Source organism: Pollutimonas bauzanensis, assembly GCF_900129885.1.
Lineage (GTDB): Bacteria > Pseudomonadota > Gammaproteobacteria > Burkholderiales > Burkholderiaceae_B > Pollutimonas > Pollutimonas bauzanensis.
In genome coordinates this window covers 323427-343002 of the sequence record NZ_FQXE01000003.1, presented here as the reverse complement: position 1 = coordinate 343002, position 19576 = coordinate 323427, and the positions used below count along the sequence as shown (strand labels likewise).

Below are 19576 nucleotides of genomic sequence, written 5' to 3'. Positions count from 1 at the left end.
TGAGGATGACAGCATGGGGACAGGCGAGGATAAGGCAGAAAGCGCGGCGGACGACGACAGGTTCGCTTTCGCCGCGGAGGACAGCCAGCCGGCAAGGCCCGCCGCCTCCCATACGTATTCGCCGCAGACGCCGGCCATCCTGATGGTGGATGACGACAAGGAGTTCCAGCAATCGCTGAAGCTGGCCCTGGACAACTTCGAATTCCAGGGCCATCCGATCCAGATCCTGTGCGTCGGGTCGGCGACGGAAGCCGCCAGGGTGCTGGCCGCCAATCCGAATATCGCCGTCATCATATTGGACATCGTCATGGAGACCGACGATGCGGGCTTGCGGCTGGTGCGCAGCGTGCGGGAGGTATTGGGCAATGCCGAGGTACGGATAGTCCTGGTCACGGGGCAGCCCGGCATGGCGCCCATGAAGAAATCCCTGGGCCAGCTCGACATCAGCGATTATTGGCTCAAGACCGATCTGACTTTCGAGCGCTTGCATGGCGTGGTGACAAGCAATCTCAGGACCTGGCAGCAGATCCGCGCCCTCAGCCAGGCGCGCCGGGGGCTGCAGACCATCGTCGAGGCCAGCAACTGCCTGACGCGCGCCCGCAGCCTGGCGGATTTCTCGCAGCGCATGATCCTCGAATTGTCCCGCCTGCTCGGGCTGGACCCCGAAGGCCTGGTATGCGTCCAGGAAGACGGAATCGCGCACGACCCGCTGGCGGCGCGCGTCGTGGCGGCGGCGGGCCAGCTTGCGCACGCGGTCGACCGGCCGCTGGGCGCCCTCGAAAACAGCCCGATCCGCGACTCGCTGCTGCAGGCCCTGACGCAGCGGGCCAATATCGAAACCGGAACGAGCCAGGTGCTGTTCTTCCACGGCAGCGACCAGGGGCCGCACGCGGCAACCTACATCGCCACGGAAAGGGCCCTGGACCCGACCGAGCGGGAACTGCTGCACGTCTTCGCTTCCAATATCAATTCCGGCCTCATCAATGTCTCGCTCACGAGCCGCCTGGACCGCATCGCCTACGAGGACAGCCTGCTGTCCATGCCCAATGCCAATGCGCTGCTGCGCGCCCTGGCGGCGATTCTCGAAGCCGAGGCGCCGCGCGGCCGTTCCCTGCTCTTTATCGAGCTGGACCAGTATTCCGCCAGCTGCCTGTCCCTGGGGATAGAACAGGGCGATCTCATGCTGCAGAAGATGGCGAAGCGGCTGCGCGCGGTGTTTCCCGCGCCGACGATGGTGGCGCGCCTGCATGGCGACACCTTCGCCATACTCGGCCAGAGCGCGCTGCTGCGGCAAGACCACATCAACGAACTGGAGTCGCTGGACGCCGAAGACCCGACACATCCGCCCTTCATCAGCGTGCGCGCGGCCAGCCTCGATCTCGACAGCTATGCCGGGTCCGCGCGCGGCGCCATGGAAATCGGCGCCTTGCTGCTGCGCCGCGCCCAGTCCCGGGGCGCCATTGAAATACTCGCCTATGAGCCGGAACTCGAAGCCGAGACCAGCCAGCGCTTCACCCGCTCCCGCGACCTCTATCGCGCCCTGCACGGCAACGAAATCAGCATCGAGCTGCAAGCCCAGGTGGACCTGCGCAGCGGCCGCATCATCGGCGCCGAGGCCCTGGCCCGATGGACGCGCCCCGACGGCACCCGCATCCCGCCCGGCGAATTCATCCCCATGGCCGAAGCCAATGGCCTCATCGTCCCGATAGGCAGGCAGGTACTGCATCTGGCCTGCCAGGCGCTGGAGCGGCTCAGGGCTGGCGGCTTCCCCGATATTTCCGTTGCCGTGAACGTTTCCCCCCTTCAACTGGGGCAGCGCAATTTCATGCAGGAGTTCATCGCGACCGCCCGGGACTATCGCATTTCCCCCGAGCTGCTGGAAGTCGAGATCACCGAGACAGCCGCCATGGGCGACTACGAAGCCAAGGGGCAATTGCTGCGGGGACTGCGCGATGCCGGCTTCCCGATTGCAATAGACGATTTCGGCACGGGCTATTCCTCGCTGGCCCATTTGCGGTCCATGCCCGCCACCACCCTCAAGATAGACCGCCACTTCGTCAGCGAGATCAGCGCCAATTCCGGCGAGCACATGATTGCCGACATGATTATCGGCCTGGGGCGCGGCCTCGACATGCAGGTGCTCGCCGAAGGCGTCGAATCCCAGGAACAGGCGCAGTGGCTGCTGGAGCATTCCTGCATGCAGGCGCAGGGCTATTTCTTCGCCCGGCCGGAGCCGCTCGACGCTTTCATACAGCGCCTTTCCATCGTGCATGCTTAGCCGGCCAGCGCAGACATTGCTGCAGCGCGGCCGGGCCTTCGCCGCCCTGCCGGCGCCCGTGCGGCGGCGCTTCCTCATCATGGCGGCTCCGTGGCTGCTGACCTTCCTGGTCGGCTTCCCGCTGCTGTGGATCGAGTTCAACGCCGTGGCTCAGGCGCCGTTGTGGCGGGCCCGCGATAGCCTGCTCAATGAATCGGCCGAGATCCTGCGCAGAACGCTGGACAGCCTGGAGCATGATGTAACGTTCCTGAGCGAGCTCTCCTCGCAATTGGACCGCGCGGACATTTCCGAAGAATCGGCATTGGCCAAACTCTTCCTCAACTTCGCCAAGAGCGCGGGCGCCTTCGACCAGGTCCGATGGCTGGACGGCAAGGGCAACGAGCGGCTGCGCGTCAACATGCAAGCCGGCGCGCCTGTGCTGGTCAAACACGCGGAACTGCAGAACCAGCGCAGCCAGCCTTTCTTCAGGGATACCGCCAGCCTGCCGCCCGGCGCGATCTACTTGTCGGAAATCAATCTCAACACGGAGCATGGCGCGCTCCAGCGGCCTATCACCCCGACCTTGCGTATTGCCACGCCGCTATACGAAGCCGGCCAGGCGCGCGGGGTCATCGCCATCAACTACCGCGCCTCCCGCCTGCTGAACAGGCTCGCCGGGCTAAGCGGGCGGCAGGGCATCGGCGTGTACCTCGTCAACGAACAGGGCTATTGGCTGCAAGGGCCGACGCCGCAGGAAAGCTGGGCATGGCAGCTGGATGCGCCGCAGTCTGCTTTCAAACGCAGCAATCCCGCCTTGTGGCGGGCCATGCAGCAAAGCGACGCCGGCCGCTACAGCGATGCGTCGGGGGACTGGGCCTTTCGCCGCTACACGCTGGCGGACGAAACGCTCGTCGACCAGAACACCGCGGTCCCGCGGGTCAGCAGGCTGGACCTCAGGATAGTGGTGCACAGCAGCCTGGAGCAGGCGACGCTGTCCAGCCCCCGCTGGCAGTTCCTGCTGGCCGCGCTGATGGCGGTGGTCATGTTCCTGGCCATCCGTTATGGCTGGCAGACATTGATCAGTCTCATAGAAGAAGACAGGCAGACGCGCGAACTGCACGCCGCCAACCGCGCCCTGCTGCAGGCCAATGACAATCTGCGCAGCGTGCAGGCCGATCTCGCTCGCGCCGAACGCCTTTCCTCGCTGGGGCTCATGGTCGCCGGGGTGGCCCATGAGCTGAACACACCTTTGGGCAGCGCCAATCTTTCGCTCAGCACCTTGCAGCAGGCCCTCGCCACCCTGCTGGCGCAATTGGACAGCGGTTTGCGCCGGTCGGATCTGGACCGATTCCTGTCCAGCGTCCAGCAGGCAGTCGAATTGACGCAAGCCGCGATCCAGCGCGCCGCCCGCCTGGTGCAGCGCTTCAAGCAGGTGGCGGTGGACCGCACAACGATGGAGCGGCGCCAGTTCGAGCTTGCCGAAATCATCCTGGACGCGGACCCGCGCCTGCGCAATTGGGATGCCGGTCTGACCATCGCGCTGCGGCTGGACCTGCAGGCCGGATTATGGATGAACAGCTATCCCGGCCCCCTGGAGCAGGTGATCGCCAATCTGCTGGGCAATGCGCTGGCCCATGCCTTCCAGGGACGCGACGGCGGCACCATCACCATCCGGGCCGCCGCCGACGGCCCGGACCATGCCATCGTCACCATCTCGGATAATGGCGTCGGCATCGACAGCGATAACCTGGGCCGCGTCTTCGATCCCTTCTTCACCACCAGCCGCCATGCCGGGGGTACGGGCCTGGGCCTGCACATCTCTTCCCAGTTGGTCGCCGAAGTGCTGGGCGGCACGATCAAAGTCCAGAATATCGCCGTCGACGGCGGCACGGGCGCGATGTTCACGCTGCGGCTGCCGCGGGACGCGCCCGCGCACCATCCCGCGCCGCAGCCCGCGCCCGCCGCCGCAAAAGCCGGGCCGCCGCCTTAAAACCGGTAGCTTGTGCTGGCCACGATGCTGCGCTTGGCGCCATACCAGCAATCGCCGCGGTCCAGGCAAGTGCTGACGTAGGTCTTGTCGAACAGGTTATTGGCGTTCAATGCATAGCGCCACGACGGCGTTTCGTAGGCGATCATGGCATCGACCAATGTCACGGAAGAGGTTTGCGGCGCGCCGCCGTCGCGGAATGAACTGAACCAGCGCGCTCCGGCCCCGACCGAAAAGCCGTGGGCCTGCCCGATGGAGAAACGATACTTGCCCCATACCGACGCCTGGTGCCGCGGAATGCCTTCGAGCTTTTCGTCCAGGTTGATATAGTTGTAGTTGGCGATCACATCGAACTGCCGCGCCAACTCCGCCTTGAGCTCCAGCTCGATGCCGGTGGTTTTGGTTTTCCCGACCTGGATCTGATTGCTCGGATTGGCGGGGTCGTTGACCTGCTGGTTCTCCTCGCGCAGGGAATACGTGGCCACATTGAAGTTGGTCTTGCCGTCCTGCGATTCATATTTGACGCCCGCCTCGACCTGCTTGCCGCGCAATGGCACGAAGCGCTGGTTGTAATCGTCCAGTCCCGGAATGGGGGTAAACGATTCGCTATAGCTGAGGTAGGGCGAAAAGCCGCTGTCGGCGGCATACATCAGCCCGAGCCGCTTGGTGGTGGCGGTGCTCACAGAATCGTCCTGGTCTTCCACGCCATTGACCGAACGATCGTAGCGCAGGCCTGCGACTACTATCCAGTTCTGGCCGAATTTCAATTGATCCTGGATATAGACGCCCGTATCGCGCTGGCGCGAAAGCGGGTCGTCGCTCATGGCGGGCGGCGTGAAGCGCCCATAGACGGGGTTGTAGACGTCGATCAGCGGCACGGTCCCGCCTTCCATATACACCGGCAAATCCAGGCCGGATTGCTTTTCCTCGCGCGCATAGGCCGCGTCGAACCCGAGCAATACCTGGTGCTTGACGGCGCCCGTCTGGAATTTCCCCTCCAGGTGCTGGTCGGCGGTCAGCATATTGACTTTGGTGATGGTGGCGTCGGCATAGCGCCCGAGCAGCCGCTTGTTGACCGGGTCGCCCGCCCAGCCGCCGGGCAAGGTGAAGGAATCGCCATACACGCTGCGATAGTCGACCTCGTTCTTCGCCCAGCGGAAATTCTGGCGCACCGTCCAGTTGTCGTTGAAGCTGTGTTCGAACAGCCAGCCGAAGGAGGACCGCTTGGAATTGTAGCGGTCCCAGTCGGGTTCGCCGATGAAGCGCGAGACCGGGATGTCGCCGTTGGGATTGTCCAGGGCCACGCCTTCCCAGGGGAAGAACTGCGCGGTCGATCCCGATTTATCGTCCTGCCACAAGCCTTGCAAGGTCAGGGAGGTGCTCGCGCTGGGGCGCCAGGTCAGCGACGGCGCCACCAGCAGGCGGTCGTCCGGCACATGGTCCACCTGGGTATCCGCCTTCCTGCCGACCGCCACCAGGCGGTACAGCCATGTCCCGTCCTCCGTCAAAGGCCCCGTCAGGTCCGTCTGTATCTGCTTGCGGTTGTTGCTGCCATATGAAATCCCGATTTCGCGCTGCGCCTCCGGCAGCGGCCGCTTGCTCACCATGTTCACCACCCCGGCGGTGCTGCCCTGGCCATACAGCATGGACGCCGGCCCGCGCAGGACTTCGACGCGTTCCAGCGTGTAGGGCTCCGTGCGCGTCGTGCTGGTGTACCAGTTATAGTTTTGCCGCAGGCCGTCCAGGTAAACGCTGGGCTCCGAGCCGCGGGTCCGGAAAGAGTCGCTGCGCGAATCCAGGCCGTATGCGTCGGAGCGCACGCCTGCCGCGTAGTTCAGGGCATCCTGCAGGCCTTGCGCGCCCTGGTCGGCCATTTCGTCGCGCGTGACTATCGTGACGGACTGGGGCGTTTCCAGCAGCGGCGTGTCGGTTTTGCTGGCCGTGACCGCATTCCTGGCGATATAGCCATCCACCGGGGTGGCTGCCGTTTCGCGCCCTGGCTGGGCGGTCACGGTAATGGTTTCCAGCGTGGACGGGCGGGCCGCGGCCCCTGGGCTGCCGCCCTGCGCAGGCGCCTGCGATTGCGCGGCGGCGGGCGGGCCGGACAGGGCCAGCATTGAAAAAACACCGGCAAGCGCCAGGATAGGCGGCTTGGCGCGGACGATCGCTATGATTTGCATGTAATCTCCCTTTTTTGAATTCATTGCGGCGGCGTGCCTGCCTACTGCCGGGGGGCGAGCCAATAGCGCAAGGACACCGCAATGGGAATGGCCAGGCTGAACCAGGCGGCCCAATGCCACCACCCGGTGCCGAGCAGGGCGGCGAGCAAGCCGAAAGCCGTCAGCAGGCCCAGAACGATAGGCGCGCCCCACAGCCGCATGAAAGCCGAACGCCCGCTCATATCGCCTCCCGCGCTTGCCGCAGGGCATCGTCCGACTGCCGCGCCAAGGCGGCGATGCGCGCATCGGCCGCCTTGCGCCGCGCCACCCACAAATACAGGCCGCTGGCCAACACCACGATGGTCAGCAGGTCCAGCAGCGCCCAGAGAATCTTCAAAGGCATCCCGCCGTAATCGCCAAAATGCAGCGGCCGCGACAGCTCCAGCGCCGTCAGGTACCAGGGGGGATGGGCGACCGTCGTGACCTGGCCCGTGCCGGCGTCGACCAGCACGGGCGTGAACAAGTGCGACGTCAAAGGCGTCGCGCCTTTGGTCCACACCATATAGTGATGCGGAGTCGCAAACCGGTTGCCGGGAAAATTCATGCTGATCACCGTGTTGCCGGGCAAGGCCTTGGCGGCCGCCTCGGTGGCGCCCTGGACGGAGGCGAGCCTCGCAGGGACGGCATCGTTCTTGTATGGCGCCATGATTTCGGCCACTTCGGTCGCCTGCCACAAGCCGAACAGCGGCGTGGCCAGCTCGTTGATCACGCCCGTCAGGCCCACCACACTGCCCCACACCAGTGTGACGACGCCCAGCAAATTGTGCAGGTCCAGCCACTTCAGGCGCCTCGACCGCGAGGCGCGCACGGCGCCAAAGGGCAGCTTCTTCATGAAGGGGCCGTACAACACCACGCCCGAGACAATGGCCACGACGAACAGCAGCCCCATGAAACCGATGAAAAGTTCGCCGGGCAGGCCGGCGAACCAGTCGACGTGCAAGGCCAGCATGATCCCCATGAAGGTCAGCTTTTCCTCCGAGGCGAGGCGCCCGTCCTTCAACAGCTCGCCCGTGTGCGCGTCGAACTTCACGAAGTGGCTGAGCCCCGGATCGGCACCGTAGGACGGCGCCATGCCCACCAGCACCTGCGGCTCGTCGTCGTCCATGAAAACGAAATCGATGACCTCGCGCGGGTACATGGCGCGCGCCTTTTCCACGATCAGATCGAGGCTGGCGGGCGGCGTGCCGTCGGGAACCGCCGCATACGGCTTGCCGTCATCGAGCCAATGCTCGATTTCCTCGTGGAATACCAGGGGCAAGCCGGTCAGACAGATGACCAGCAAAAACAGGGTGCAAACGAGGCTGGTCCATTTGTGGATCCAATACCAGCTCTTCAAGGTGGAAGCAACAGTCATAAACTCGCCCGGCCGGCCATTCCTGATAAAAAACGAAAACGAATGATAATGGTTATCATTAGAATCGGCAAAAATAAAGTGTATCCAGACGAGAACCGGGCGCGCCAGCCATCATAAAAAAAACATTCGTTTCTTGTTTTCCACTGTGGTAAATTCCAGCGAGATAGACGGCACCTCAAAACCGGGCCGCTGAAATTGATAATCAAAAATAAACCTTATGCGGCTATGTTTATCGTCGGTCGGACTTCGTACCCGCTTGCTGCTGCTGATTCTGGCGGCGTCGCTGCCGGCCATCGCCATGCTGGCTTTCCTCGAGTACCGCGGCGCCCGCGATTTCCTGGTGGTCGCCGCGGGGTCGCTATCGGCCCTCGCCGCGTTGTGGTCGCTGGGCAACTGGCTGGTATTGAGGCCGATAGGCGAGCTCAACAGCAAGGCGGCGCAATTGGGCCAGAGCGACCTGAGCGTCCGCACGGGCCTGGGCGGCAGCGGCGGCGAAGTGGGCGTCCTGGCGCGCCGGCTGGACAACATGGCCGAACAGCTGCAGCACCAGCGCGAAGCCCTGCTGCGGATAGGGCGTGTGCAGGCCGTGCGCAGCGCCACCAGCAGCGCCATGCTGCGCGCGTACACCGAAGAAGGCCTCTTGCAGGACATCTGCCGCGTGGTCCGGGAAATTGGCGGCTACGAGCTGGCATGGGTAGGCTACGCTCCCGGCGAACCATCCGGCGCCCTGCTCGCCCAGGCGGATTCCGGCGCCGGCGGCGAACTCCTGTCCAGCTTCGGCCCCGCGGACTGGGATAGCCCCCATCCCGACGCGGGGCCGGTCGCCAAGGCGATCCGCCTGGGCAGTCCGCAGGTTTTCCAGGACCTTGCGGCCGATAGCGGCCGGTCGCCGTGGCGCACAGAGGCCGCTGCGCGGGGCTGCGCTTCGGCCATCGGGCTGCCGCTACAGGTGGAGAACAGAATCATCGGGGCGCTGGGCATCTTTTCCACCGATCCGCAGGCATTCGGTTCCGCGGAAATCCGGCTATTGACCGAAATCGCCAATGACGTGTCATTTGCCATTGCGGCCCTGCGCACGACCAGCGAAGTGCGCCGCAGCCAGGAATTCCTGGAGCTGATCGTCAGCCACATGCCCAGCATGGTGTTCATCAAAGAAGCGCAGAGCCTGCGCTTTGCCAGCCTGAACCCGGCCGGCGAGGCGCTTACCGGCTTCAGGGAGGAAGACATCATAGGCAAGACCGATTATGACCTTTTCCCTCCCGAGCAGGCCGACCACTTCGTCGCCAAGGATCGCGAAGCCCTGCAGGGACTGGGCGCATTGGTGGCGCGGGACGAATCCATCGTCATCAAATCGGGCGAGGAAAGGATATTGCACACCAAAAAACTCGCCTTGCTGGACGCCGACGGACAGCCGAAATACCTGCTGGGGATATCCGAGGACATCACCGAGCAAAAGAAAATCGATGAGCGGCTGATCTATCTGGCGACGCGTGACGCGCTGACCGGCCTTCCCAACCGCGGTCTGTTGTTGGACAAGCTGGCGCAAGCCTTATTGCAGGCCAACGACAACGCGCGGTCCCTGGCGCTGCTCTACCTCGAGCTCGACGGGTTCAAGGAAATCAACGATACGCTGGGCCACCGGACCGGCGACGAAGCGCTCAGGACCGTGGCCCTGTTATTGAAAGACGCCATGCCGGATGTCGATATCATTGCCCGCGTGGGCGGCGACGAGTTCGTGCTGGTGCTGGAAAACATATCGGCCAGGTCAGAGATCACCGCCGCCGCGGACCGGCTGAAGGGCTGCTTCCAGGCGCCGGTCAATGCGGCGGGCAGGGAAATCTTCCTTACGGCCAGCATAGGCATCAGCGTCTATCCCGACGACAGCGACGACGGCGAGACACTGTTGCGGATCGCCGACATCGCCATGTACCAGGCCAAGTCCGTAGGACGCAACACTTACGCGCACTACTCGCCGGCGCTGGAGGCGCGGGCCTCCGAGAGGCTGGAAATGCGCAATCAGCTGCACCACGCCATCGCCAGGAACGAACTGATACTGCACTACCAGCCCAAGGTATCGATGCGGACCGGGGAAATCATCGGCGCCGAGGCGCTGATCCGCTGGAACAGCGCCGAGCGCGGCATGATTTCGCCCGCGCAATTCATACCCCTGGCCGAAGAAAGCGGCCTGATCGTCCCGATAGGCGAATGGGTCTTGCGCAGCGCATGCGCCCAGGCGATGCGCTGGCAACGGCTGGGGTTGCCGCCGATGATCATGGCCGTCAATTTATCGCCGCGCCAGTTCCGCCAGGGCGACCTGCGCGAACGCCTGCGGCAAATCCTGGCCGACACCGGGCTGCGCCCGGAACACCTGGAACTGGAAGTCACGGAAAGCGCCATCATGGAAAACGCCGCCAGCGCGATCCGCCTGCTTGGCGACATACACGACATGGGCGTGCATCTGGCCATCGACGACTTCGGCACCGGCTACTCCAGCCTGGCCTATCTGAAGCAATTGCCGGTAAGCATATTGAAGGTCGACCAGTCGTTCGTGAAGGGGCTTACATCGGAAGCCGATGACGCCGCCATTGTGACCGCGATCATCGCCATGGCCAAGTCATTGCGTCTCGCCGTGACCGCCGAAGGCGTCGAAACCCTGGAACAGCTCGAGGCCCTGAAAAAACTGGGCTGCGACAACTACCAGGGCTATTTCTTCAGCAGGCCCGTGCCGGCAGGCGAGTTCACCGCCCTGCTGCGGCACACCGCCAGCCCTGCGGACCCGCCGTAGCGCTCAGTTCAAGGCGTCCAGCTTCTTTTGCAAGGCATCCAGCGGCAACGCGCCATTGACCCGGCTGCCGTCGGCGAAAATGATCGCGGGCGTTCCCTGCACCATCAGCTTCTTGCCCAGGGCCAGCACGGTTTCGACAGGCGTTTCGCAATCGGCGTCGGGCGGCGTCCTGCCGTCCAGCATCCAGCCGCGCCAGGCGGCCGCCTGGTCCTTGGCGCACCAGATATTGCGCGCCTTCACCTCCGAATCGGGCGACAGGATGGGGAACAGGAAGGTATAAATAGTGGTGTCGTCGATGCCTTTCAAGGTCTGGTGCAGGCGTTTGCAATAGCCGCAATTCGGATCCTCGAATATCGCCATTTTACGGGCGCCGCTGCCTTTTACCTGCTTGACGGCGAGCTGCAGCGGCAAGGCCGAGAAAGAAACCTGGGCCAGCTGTTCCAGGCGCTGCGCGGTCAAATCAGTGCGCGACCTGGCGTCCACCAGCGAGCCCTGCAGTATGTAGTCCACCTTGGCATCGGTATACAGCAGGTCCATGCCTATCTGCACTTCGAACAGGCCGGGGAACGGGGTGGGCTTCACATCGGTGATATCTATGCCCGGAAAGCGCTGCGCAAAGCCCTTGCGTATGCTTTCGGTGGACAGCACCTCGGCGGGCGGCGCCGCGTCGCTGCCGCGGGTCGACAGCACCCGGGCGTCGGCATGCGCAGGGCCGCCGACGAAGGGCAGGCTGGCAAGCAAGGCTGTGGCCAGCAGGCCGGTGAAACTCGAACGCATAAAAAAAACTCCTGATTAATTCGCCATTGATGCCGGACTGCGCGCCTGCGGCGCCAATCCGGCTGCTTCATTGCCCCGACGCGCCGCCGATGAGAAAGCGCTTGATGAACGGCAGGCGGTCGGCGCACTGCATGCCTGCGTTGCGGGCCCAGGCCACTGGCGCGGCTTGCGCCGCAAACAGGCGATGCAAACCATCGGTAGCGACACGCATGGCCAACAGGGGTTCGGCGCGCGCCCGCCGATAGCGGTGCAATACGCGCAGGTCGCCCGCTTTCCGGTACGCTTCTTTGGCGCCCAGGACGCGCAATAGTTCCTCCACGTCGGCCAGGCCGAGATTCAGGCCCTGCCCGGCCAGGGGATGGACGCGATGCGCGGCATCGCTGACCAGCGCCACGCCGGGCGCGACCATGCCGCTATGTTCCAGGAACAGCGGAAAGCCAAACAGCGGACTGCGCACCCGCAAGCGCCCCAGCCGCCCGCCGCTGGCCGCCGCCAGCCGGGTTTCCAGGACGCCGTCGCGCCGCGCTTCAGGCAGCGCCATCAATTCCTTGGCCATGGACTCGGGCATGGACCACACCATGGACACCTGATGCCCCTCGGCGGTATCCGGCAGCGGCAGCAGCGCCAGGATGGAGTCGCCGGTAAACCACTGCAGCGCCACGTTCTGATGCGGCAACTCGGCGTTCAGATGCACCACCAGCCCCATGTCGCCATACGGCCTGGACTCATGCGGGATGCCCGCGGCCGAGCGCACCGGGGACTGGGCGCCATCGGCCCCGACCAGCAGATCGGCTTTCAGCGCGCGGCCCGTATCGGTGAAGACCATGCCGGACTCCAGGCGCTGGAACTTTTCCGCATGCCAGGTAACGCCGAATACCTGCACCGCCTGCCGCAGCGCATATTCCATCGCGCTGGACTCGACTATCCATGCCAGGGCGGGCTGGGCGGCCTGCCAGGCGTGCAGGTTCAGCGCGCCGCCGCCATCGCCATGGATTTCCATAGCCTCCACGGCCGTCAGGCGGCGGGCGTCCATCATGTCCCATACGCCCAGCCTGGCCAGGAAGGCCTGGCTAGCGCAGGAAATGGCATATACCCTGGGACAATAGACATCGTCCGGCGCGGGCGCGGGCGCCGCCCGCGGACCGATCAGCGCCGTGTCGAAGCCCCCCCTGGCCAGCCCGAGCGCCGCGGCCAGGCCGGCGATCCCGCTGCCGCATACCAGTACAGATGCTTTACTCATCGCGCCGACGGGACCCCCGCCTGCTTGGGCCACAACAGCCACATTTCGCCGCGCTGCTTCATGCGCCCGGCCATTGCCCCGGCCTCGTCGCCGGAGCCCCAGTAAAAATCAGTGCGCGCCGCGCCCTTGATGGCCGCGCCGGTGTCCTGCGCGAATACAAGGCGTTCAAGCCGCTGGCTGGACGCCGGATAATCGGTGGCCAGATACACTGGCGTGCCCAGCGGCACGAAAGTCGTATCGACCGCCACGGCCCGCTGCCCGAGCAGGGGGATGCCGTAAGCGCCCTTGGGCCCGAGCTCGGGGTCGGTGATGGCCTCTTCGTTGAAGAACACCATGGCGGGGTTGGCGTTGAGCATCTGCTGGACGCGGTCCGGATTGCGCTTGGCCCAGGCCTTGATGTTCTGCATGGAGGTCTGGGCCAAAGGCAGCTCGCCCTGTTTGGCCAGCCACTGGCCTATGGACGCATAAGGCCGCCCATTGTGATCGGCATAGGCCAGCCGTATCGTTTCGCCGTTATCGAGCAAGGCGCGGCCCGAACCCTGGACCTGCAGGAAGAAGGCCTCGACAGGGTCGTCGACCCAGACGATGGCCGGCGGCTGGCGCTCGGCCGACGCGGCGATCTCGGCGCGGGTGTCATAGGGTATGACGCGCTTGCCCGCCAGTTTGCCGCGCACCCGCTTGCCGGCAAGCTCGGGGTAGACCGTTCCCAGGTCTATGGTAAGCAGATCGGCGGGAGCGGCATACAAAGGCCATTGATAGGCGCCCTGGCGCTTGCGCGAAGCGCACACCAGCGGTTCGTAGTAGCCCGTCACGGTATTCTGCGCGGGCTTGCCGCCCGCATCGAGCAGACGCCAGGGCTGCAGCTGGGCCTGCAGAAACTGGCGAACGGCGGGCCCTGTGGCGGTATCGGCGGCCAGCCCGGACTGGGCCGCGGCCGCGCACACCGGCTGCCACGCGCGCGGCGTAGCGCGCGCCTGCATGGCAAGAGACCCGGAGACCGGCCGCATGAGGCCCTTGCAATTATTGATGAACGCTTTCCAGACATGATCCAGGCCGTCATTCTGCCAGCCGGGCAAACCGGCCCAGGATGCCTGCTGGAACTTGCCCGCCAGCGCGCGGGGCGTGGTGTCGCGCATGGATTCCAGCGCCGGCACGCGCAGCGGCTGTTCGGCGATGTTTTCGGCGGGGGCGGCGGTTTCGGGCGAAGGCGCCCGCGGCGCGGTGCCGCAAGCCGCCAGAAGCGCGAGCAGCAATGAAGAAAGCAGGATTCTTTTCATAAAATGGCCAGGCTACGGATTAATGCAGAGTGCGCGGCATTGCAAGGACGAATTCCTGGATGGGCACCTCGAACGGAACGCCATTTTCGCCGACGCAGTGATAAGTGCCGCGCATGGTGCCCACCGGCGTGGGCAGGGGACAGCCGCTGGTGTATTCGAAGGTTTCCCCCGGGCCCAGCAAAGGCTGCTGCCCGACCACGCCCAGGCCGCGCACCTCCTGGGTATGCTGCTGGCCGTCGGTGATGATCCAGTGGCGGCTGATCACCTGCGCGGCATGCTCGCCCTTGTTGGTGATGCGCACGGTATAGGCGAACACGAACTGCTGCTCATTGGGTTCGGATTGCTCGGGCAGGTACTGCGGGGTGACGGTGACTGCAATGTCGTAAGGTTTCATGTCCAGGTTCCAGATGAGATGGCCGCCGCGATATCCGGGAACGGGCCGGACGAGCCCGCGCGGGGCGCATTCAGGCCACCCTTGAAAGGAAAGTCGGCGCTAACCTGCAATAATGGCATATTCGCTGCTTTGGTTCTTGTTTAACAACCGGTGTACTCCCATGCCATTGACTCAACCTACCCGTATCGCCCCCAGCCTGCTGGCGGCCGACTTCGCCCGATTGGGCGAAGAAGTAAAGAACGTCGTTGCCAGCGGCGCCGACTGGATCCATTTCGATGTAATGGACAACCACTACGTGCCGAATCTGACGATGGGCCCCATGGTCTGCTCCGCCTTGCGGCCCCATACCGAAGCGCCCATAGACGTGCATCTGATGATCGAGCCCGTTGACGCCATTATCCCGCAATTTGCCAAGGCAGGCGCCAATATTATTACTTTCCATCCGGAAGCGTCGCGCCACCCCGACCGGACCTTGTCGCTGATCAGGGACCACGGCTGCCAGGCGGGGCTGGTGTTCAACCCCGCCACGTCGCTGGACTGGATGGACTATGTCATGGACAAGCTGGATGTGGTGCTGATCATGTCGATCAACCCCGGCTTCGGCGGGCAGCAATTCATACCGGGCACGCTGCCCAAGCTTGCGCAGGCGCGCCGCAAGATCGACGCCTGGGTCAACGCCGGGGGGCAAAGCATCGCGCTGGAAGTGGACGGCGGGGTCAAGGTCGACAATATCGCCGCCATACGCGCGGCCGGCGCCGACACCTTTGTCGCCGGAACCGCCATCTTCGGCCATCCCGACTACAAAGCCGTCATCGATGCGCTGCGCGCCGGGATCGCCAAGGGCGAATCCCTTTCCGTTTAGGCGCGCCGGCCGGCCAGCCCGCTTGCTTCAGCCATCCTGCGCCGGCAGGGCTCCCAACAGCGAGCGCCGTTCGACAAACAGCGAATTGCCGGAAATCTTCTTGGCTTCGCTCTTGGCCAGGGCGGCGAACTCGGCGATGTGATGGCTGGAATACGGCAAGGCCATGTTGACTTCGACGACGCCCAGCGAAATGCTGATCAGCCCGTGAAAGACCTCGATGCCCTGCCGGTTTTCGGCGATGTAGCCGCCTTGCGCCAGATGGACGGGCTTGTACAGGTGCGACATGGCCGCGTAGTAGCAGTCCAGTATCCGCTGGCAGCGCTCGCGCCAGTTCCTGCTTTTGAACACCACGATGAAGTCGTCGCCGCCTATGTGGCCGACGAAGTCCGAATTGGGATCTATGTGCTCGCGCAACAGGTTGGCGGTTATCTGTATGGCCTCGTCGCCCTTGCGATAGCTGTACAAGTCGTTGAAGGCCTTGAAATGATCCAGGTCGCAATAACATACGGCGAAGGGCTCTTCGCGCGCCAGCAAGGCCTCGATATGTTCGTTGATGGGAACATTGCCCGGCAGCTGCGTCAAGGGGTTGGCATAGCGCGCGGCATGGATCTGCATCTGGGTGATTTCGCGTATCAGGTCAAAGCCCGTTCCCACGCCTATGAACCGCCCCTCCTCGGTAATGATGAAACCGTCTGACAGATGATGCGGGTTCGCCTCGGTGAACAGGTATCCCAGGTCCTGCAGGCTGGTCTGGTGGTCGACGATGAGCGGCTGATTCTCGATGAACTGATCGCAGGGCTTATTGCCATAGAGCTCGCGATGATAAGGGCGCGCCAGGCGATCGAGCATGCGCAGCCGGTGTATCAGGCCCACCGGCAGCCCCTCGCGCAAGACCGCCAGCACCTGCAGCTCGGGCTGCTTCTTGAAGATGTCGTAGACGTCATTGGTCAGGATCGTATCGGCGACGGCGGGCACCGGACGCAGGATCTTGCGCGCCGTCGCCACGCTTTTGTAGGCGTCATTCATCAGCGGCCGCTTGCTGGGAGCCGGCGCCAGCAGCCGCAGCGTTGCCTGCGGCAACACGGCCATGGGGGCCGCGGCGGGCCGGGCCAGCAAATAGCCCTGGCCATACTGGATGCCCAGGCTAAGCACCGCCGCGAGTTCCGCCTCGGTTTCTATGCCTTCGGCGATGACCTCGGACCTGGATTGCTGCGCCATCTCGAAAATCGACCGCACGAACTGCCGCTTGACCGCGTCGTTGTCGATGCCCTGCACGAAGTATTTGTCTATCTTGACGTATTCCGGGCGCAGCTCGGACCAGCGCCGCAAGCTGGAAAAACCCTCGCCCAGGTCGTCGATGGCGATTTGCAGGCCGAATCCGCGGTAATCCGAGGCGGCCTGGCGCAGCAGGGAGTAATTCGACGTCGCCTCGGACTCGGTCAGCTCGATGACGATATTCTCGGCGGGCATGCCCACTATCTGCGAATACATCAAGGATGCGCCGACGTCGCCGGCGGGCATCATCAAGGCGTCGGGACTCATGTTCAGGAACAGTTTGCCCGCCAGGCCCAGCGCCAGGAATTGGTCTATGTGTATCCGGCGGCACAGGCGTTCGAGCTCTATCGTCTTCCCATCCAGGCGGGCCACGCTGAAGAGCTTGGTGGGGGCATGCAAAGGGGAATCCGAAGGGCCCCGGATCAGTCCTTCATAGCCTATGATCTGGCCCGACTGCAGATTCACAATAGGTTGGTATAAGGGAGTCAAGGCCTTGTCCAGCAAAACCTTGCGAAAACTTGCCAGCATTTGCACGCTCTCATCGTGTTGTGTCTCGCTATGCGAACTTACCACCTTGCACCCTGTCAGTGTTGCCATCATTCATGCTCGAGTTCGGGTCAGCGCAAAATTTAACAGTCCGATATTACAAGAAGGTGTCGCCGTACGCTCTACAATTCCATGTTTTATTCAAGCAAGGGACGCCATATGCCGTTTGCCGCCGTACTCCTAGACCTCGATGGCACGCTGCTCGACACCATACCCGACCTGGCCAACGCCTCCAATGGCATGCGCCTGGAACTGGGCCTGCCGCCGCTATCGCGGGAAACCATCGCGAGCTATGTCGGCAAGGGCACGGAAAACCTGGTGCTGCGCACGCTTTCGAACAATCCCGACGGGTCGACGCCCGATGCCGGCGATGTCAGGCAGGGCCTGGAAATCTTCGGCCGCCACTATCACGCGGTAAACGGCGATCAGGCCGTCCTGTACCCTGGCGTCGTGGAAGGGCTGAATGCATTCAAGGCGGCGGGCCTGAGAATGGCCGTCGTCACCAACAAGCCCACCGAATTCACACTGCCTTTGCTGGCGCGCTCGGGCATTGCCGGCTTTTTCGAACACATTGTGTGCGGCGACACCTGCGAGCGGAAAAAACCCGATCCCATGCCCCTGCTGCATGCCTGCGAACTGCTGCGGGTGGATCCGGCGCAGGTCCTGGCCATAGGCGATTCGGTCAATGACGCGCTGGCGGCGCGCGCGGCCAACATGGCCGTGCTGGCCGTCCCTTACGGCTACAACGAAGGAATGGACGTGCGAACTCTGGAAGTAGATGATATAGTTATGTCCATTAAGGAAGCCGCCCGGTGGGCGCTACGCAACCACACGAACAACGAGCCATGATCGCTGCCGCCTATTACCGCATTACGCCCTGCGCCAACTGGCGCTGGTGGCGTTTGTGTTCTGGGTAGCGGTAATCCACTCCCGGCACCAAAGACCTCGTCTTTCACGTGTCGTCGGCATTACTAAAAAGCACAGCCCGGAACCGACTAATGGCCGGGCTTTTTTGATTCCTGTCCCGGCCTCTATGTAAACATCTCACAGAGACCACTATGACGGAAATCGAATTCAACGCCCTGGCGGCACAAGGCTACAACCGCATCCCCCTGATCGCGGAAACCTACGCCGACCTGGACACCCCCCTGGCGATCTACCTGAAGCTGGCGCACAACGGCCCCGAGGGCGGACGCAACAGCTGCCTGCTTGAATCCGTCGTCGGCGGGGAACGCTTCGGCCGCTATTCCTTCATCGGCCTGCCCGCCAAGACCGTCATCCGCTCCAGCGGCTCCACCACCGAAGTCGTGCATCTGGGCAAAGTGGTCGAAACGCACGAAGGCGACCCTTTAAGCTTCATCGAATCCTACCAGCGGCGCTTCAAGGTCGCCATACGGCCCGGCATGCCGCGCTTCGCGGGCGGCCTGGCCGGCTATTTCGGCTACGACACCGTGCGCAACATCGAGCCGCGCCTGGGGCCCGCCGTCAAGCCCTTTCCCGCCGGCCAGGACGAGGGCACGCCCGATATCATGCTGCTGCAGGTCGACGAACTGGTGATCGTCGACAACCTCGCCGGCCGCACCTATCTATTGGTGTACGCCGATCCCGCGCAGGCCGAAAGCTACGCCCTGGCCAAGCGCCGCCTGAAAATACTGCGCGAAAAACTGCGCACGCCGGTCGTGATTCCCTACGCCTATGCCAGCATGCAAACCGCCAGCCGCCGCGATTTCGCCAAGGAAGACTACATCGCCGCGGTGCTCAAGGCCAAGGAATACATCGCCGCGGGAGACCTGATGCAGGTGCAGATCGGCCAGGTCATTACCAAGCCATTCCGCGATTCGCCCCTGTCGCTCTACCGCTCCCTGCGCTCGCTGAACCCCTCCCCCTACATGTACTACTGGAATTTCGACAACTTCCAGGTGGTCGGCTCCTCACCCGAGATCCTGGTCCGCCAGGAAATCGTCACCGAAGCCCAGAAGCAGAAAACCATGGTCACGATCCGCCCGCTGGCTGGCACCCGCAAGCGCGGCGCCACCCCGGAAGAAGACGCGCAGCTGGCCGAGGAGCTGCTGGCCGATCCCAAGGAGCGCGCCGAGCATGTCATGCTTATCGACCTGGCCCGCAACGACGTGGGCCGCGTCGCCAAGACCGGGACGGTCAAGGTCACCGACACGATGACCATAGAACGCTATTCCCACGTCATGCACCTGGTGTCCAATGTCTGCGGCGAACTGCACGACGGCATGAGCAATATGGACGTGCTGCGCGCCGCCTTCCCGGCCGGCACCCTGACCGGCGCCCCGAAGGTGCGCGCCATGGAAATCATCGACGAACTGGAACCCGTGCGCCGCGGCATCTACGGCGGCGCGGCCGGCTACCTCAGCTATGGGGGCGAAATGGATGTCGCCATTGCGATACGCACCGGCATCATCAAGGACGGCATGCTCTACGTGCAGGCCGCGGCCGGCATCGTGGCCGACTCCGACCCTGAAAAAGAATGGCAGGAAACCGAAGCCAAGGCGCGCGCGGTGTTGCGCGCCGCCGAGCAGGTACAGTTCGGCCTGGACGAACCCATCTGACGCATAGCATCAACCCAAGGAGAA

Annotated in this window: 14 protein-coding genes; 6 read left to right on the top strand and 8 right to left on the bottom strand. The window is 63.8% G+C overall.

Going from position 1 to position 19576, the window contains the following annotated elements; translation table 11 throughout:
* The first annotated feature begins 13 nt into the window (after positions 1-13).
* Together BUB23_RS07505 and BUB23_RS07500 are read left to right on the top strand one after the other, a co-directional pair.
* Positions 14-2278, top strand: a complete 2265-nt coding sequence (locus tag BUB23_RS07505) for an EAL domain-containing protein (protein ID WP_073102472.1) — start codon at positions 14-16, stop codon at positions 2276-2278.
* The gene (locus tag BUB23_RS07500; RefSeq protein WP_073102471.1) at positions 2271-4247 is read left to right on the top strand and encodes a sensor histidine kinase; all 1977 of its coding nucleotides are present in this window, start codon (positions 2271-2273) and stop codon (positions 4245-4247) included. The genes BUB23_RS07505 and BUB23_RS07500 overlap by 8 nt, the downstream gene beginning before the upstream one ends.
* Here the strand turns inward: BUB23_RS07500 and BUB23_RS07495 are convergent.
* The 3 genes from BUB23_RS07495 to BUB23_RS07485 all read right to left on the bottom strand — a co-directional run bounded on the left by BUB23_RS07495 (position 4244) and on the right by BUB23_RS07485 (position 7817).
* A complete protein-coding gene (locus BUB23_RS07495; protein ID WP_073102685.1) occupies positions 4244-6361 on the bottom strand; it encodes a TonB-dependent siderophore receptor in 2118 nt (705 codons plus the stop codon). The genes BUB23_RS07500 and BUB23_RS07495 overlap by 4 nt on opposite strands.
* A 104-nt stretch (positions 6362-6465) precedes the next feature.
* Positions 6466-6645: a hypothetical protein gene (locus tag BUB23_RS07490; RefSeq protein WP_073102470.1), complete on the bottom strand. Its 180-nt coding sequence runs from the start codon at positions 6643-6645 to the stop codon at positions 6466-6468.
* Positions 6642-7817 (bottom strand): PepSY-associated TM helix domain-containing protein, encoded by a 1176-nt coding sequence (locus tag BUB23_RS07485; RefSeq protein WP_073102469.1) that lies wholly within the window; start codon positions 7815-7817, stop codon positions 6642-6644. The genes BUB23_RS07490 and BUB23_RS07485 overlap by 4 nt, the downstream gene beginning before the upstream one ends.
* A gap of 217 nt (positions 7818-8034) precedes the next feature.
* On the opposite strand from BUB23_RS07485, the gene BUB23_RS07480 reads away from it, so the two are divergent.
* Entirely contained in the window at positions 8035-10602 is a 2568-nt protein-coding gene (locus BUB23_RS07480; protein WP_084135865.1) for a putative bifunctional diguanylate cyclase/phosphodiesterase, read from the top strand.
* Positions 10603-10605: 3 nt separating this feature from the next.
* Here BUB23_RS07480 and BUB23_RS07475 read toward each other — a convergent pair whose 3' ends face one another.
* The 4 genes from BUB23_RS07475 to apaG all read right to left on the bottom strand — a co-directional run bounded on the left by BUB23_RS07475 (position 10606) and on the right by apaG (position 14290).
* Positions 10606-11379, bottom strand: coding sequence for a DsbC family protein (locus BUB23_RS07475; protein WP_073102467.1), 774 nt, complete (start codon positions 11377-11379; stop codon positions 10606-10608).
* 67 nt (positions 11380-11446) lie between these two features.
* Entirely contained in the window at positions 11447-12619 is a 1173-nt protein-coding gene (locus tag BUB23_RS07470; protein WP_073102466.1) for an FAD-dependent monooxygenase, read from the bottom strand.
* The gene (mltA, locus tag BUB23_RS07465; RefSeq protein ID WP_073102465.1) at positions 12616-13896 is read right to left on the bottom strand and encodes a murein transglycosylase A; all 1281 of its coding nucleotides are present in this window, start codon (positions 13894-13896) and stop codon (positions 12616-12618) included. Before mltA ends, BUB23_RS07470 begins: the two co-directional genes overlap by 4 nt.
* Before the next feature lie 19 nt (positions 13897-13915).
* Positions 13916-14290 carry a Co2+/Mg2+ efflux protein ApaG gene (apaG, locus tag BUB23_RS07460; protein ID WP_073102464.1) on the bottom strand — a complete coding sequence of 125 codons (375 nt, stop codon included), beginning with the start codon at positions 14288-14290 and terminating at the stop codon, positions 13916-13918.
* A 160-nt stretch (positions 14291-14450) separates the two neighbouring features.
* Between apaG and rpe the strand changes: the two genes are divergently transcribed.
* On the top strand, positions 14451-15152 hold the full coding sequence (gene rpe, locus BUB23_RS07455; protein ID WP_073102684.1) for a ribulose-phosphate 3-epimerase: 702 nt from the start codon (positions 14451-14453) through the stop codon (positions 15150-15152).
* A 27-nt stretch (positions 15153-15179) separates the two neighbouring features.
* On the opposite strand, the gene BUB23_RS07450 is transcribed toward rpe, so the two are convergent.
* On the bottom strand, positions 15180-16955 hold the full coding sequence (locus BUB23_RS07450; RefSeq protein WP_073102463.1) for a GGDEF domain-containing protein: 1776 nt from the start codon (positions 16953-16955) through the stop codon (positions 15180-15182).
* A 177-nt stretch (positions 16956-17132) separates the two neighbouring features.
* On the opposite strand from BUB23_RS07450, the gene BUB23_RS07445 reads away from it, so the two are divergent.
* The gene (locus BUB23_RS07445) at positions 17133-17822 is read left to right on the top strand and encodes a phosphoglycolate phosphatase (RefSeq protein ID WP_073102462.1); all 690 of its coding nucleotides are present in this window, start codon (positions 17133-17135) and stop codon (positions 17820-17822) included.
* 209 nt (positions 17823-18031) lie between these two features.
* Complete coding sequence (gene trpE / locus BUB23_RS07440) at positions 18032-19552, top strand: anthranilate synthase component I (protein ID WP_073102461.1); 1521 nt, start codon at positions 18032-18034, stop codon at positions 19550-19552.
* Positions 19553-19576 lie beyond the last annotated feature (24 nt).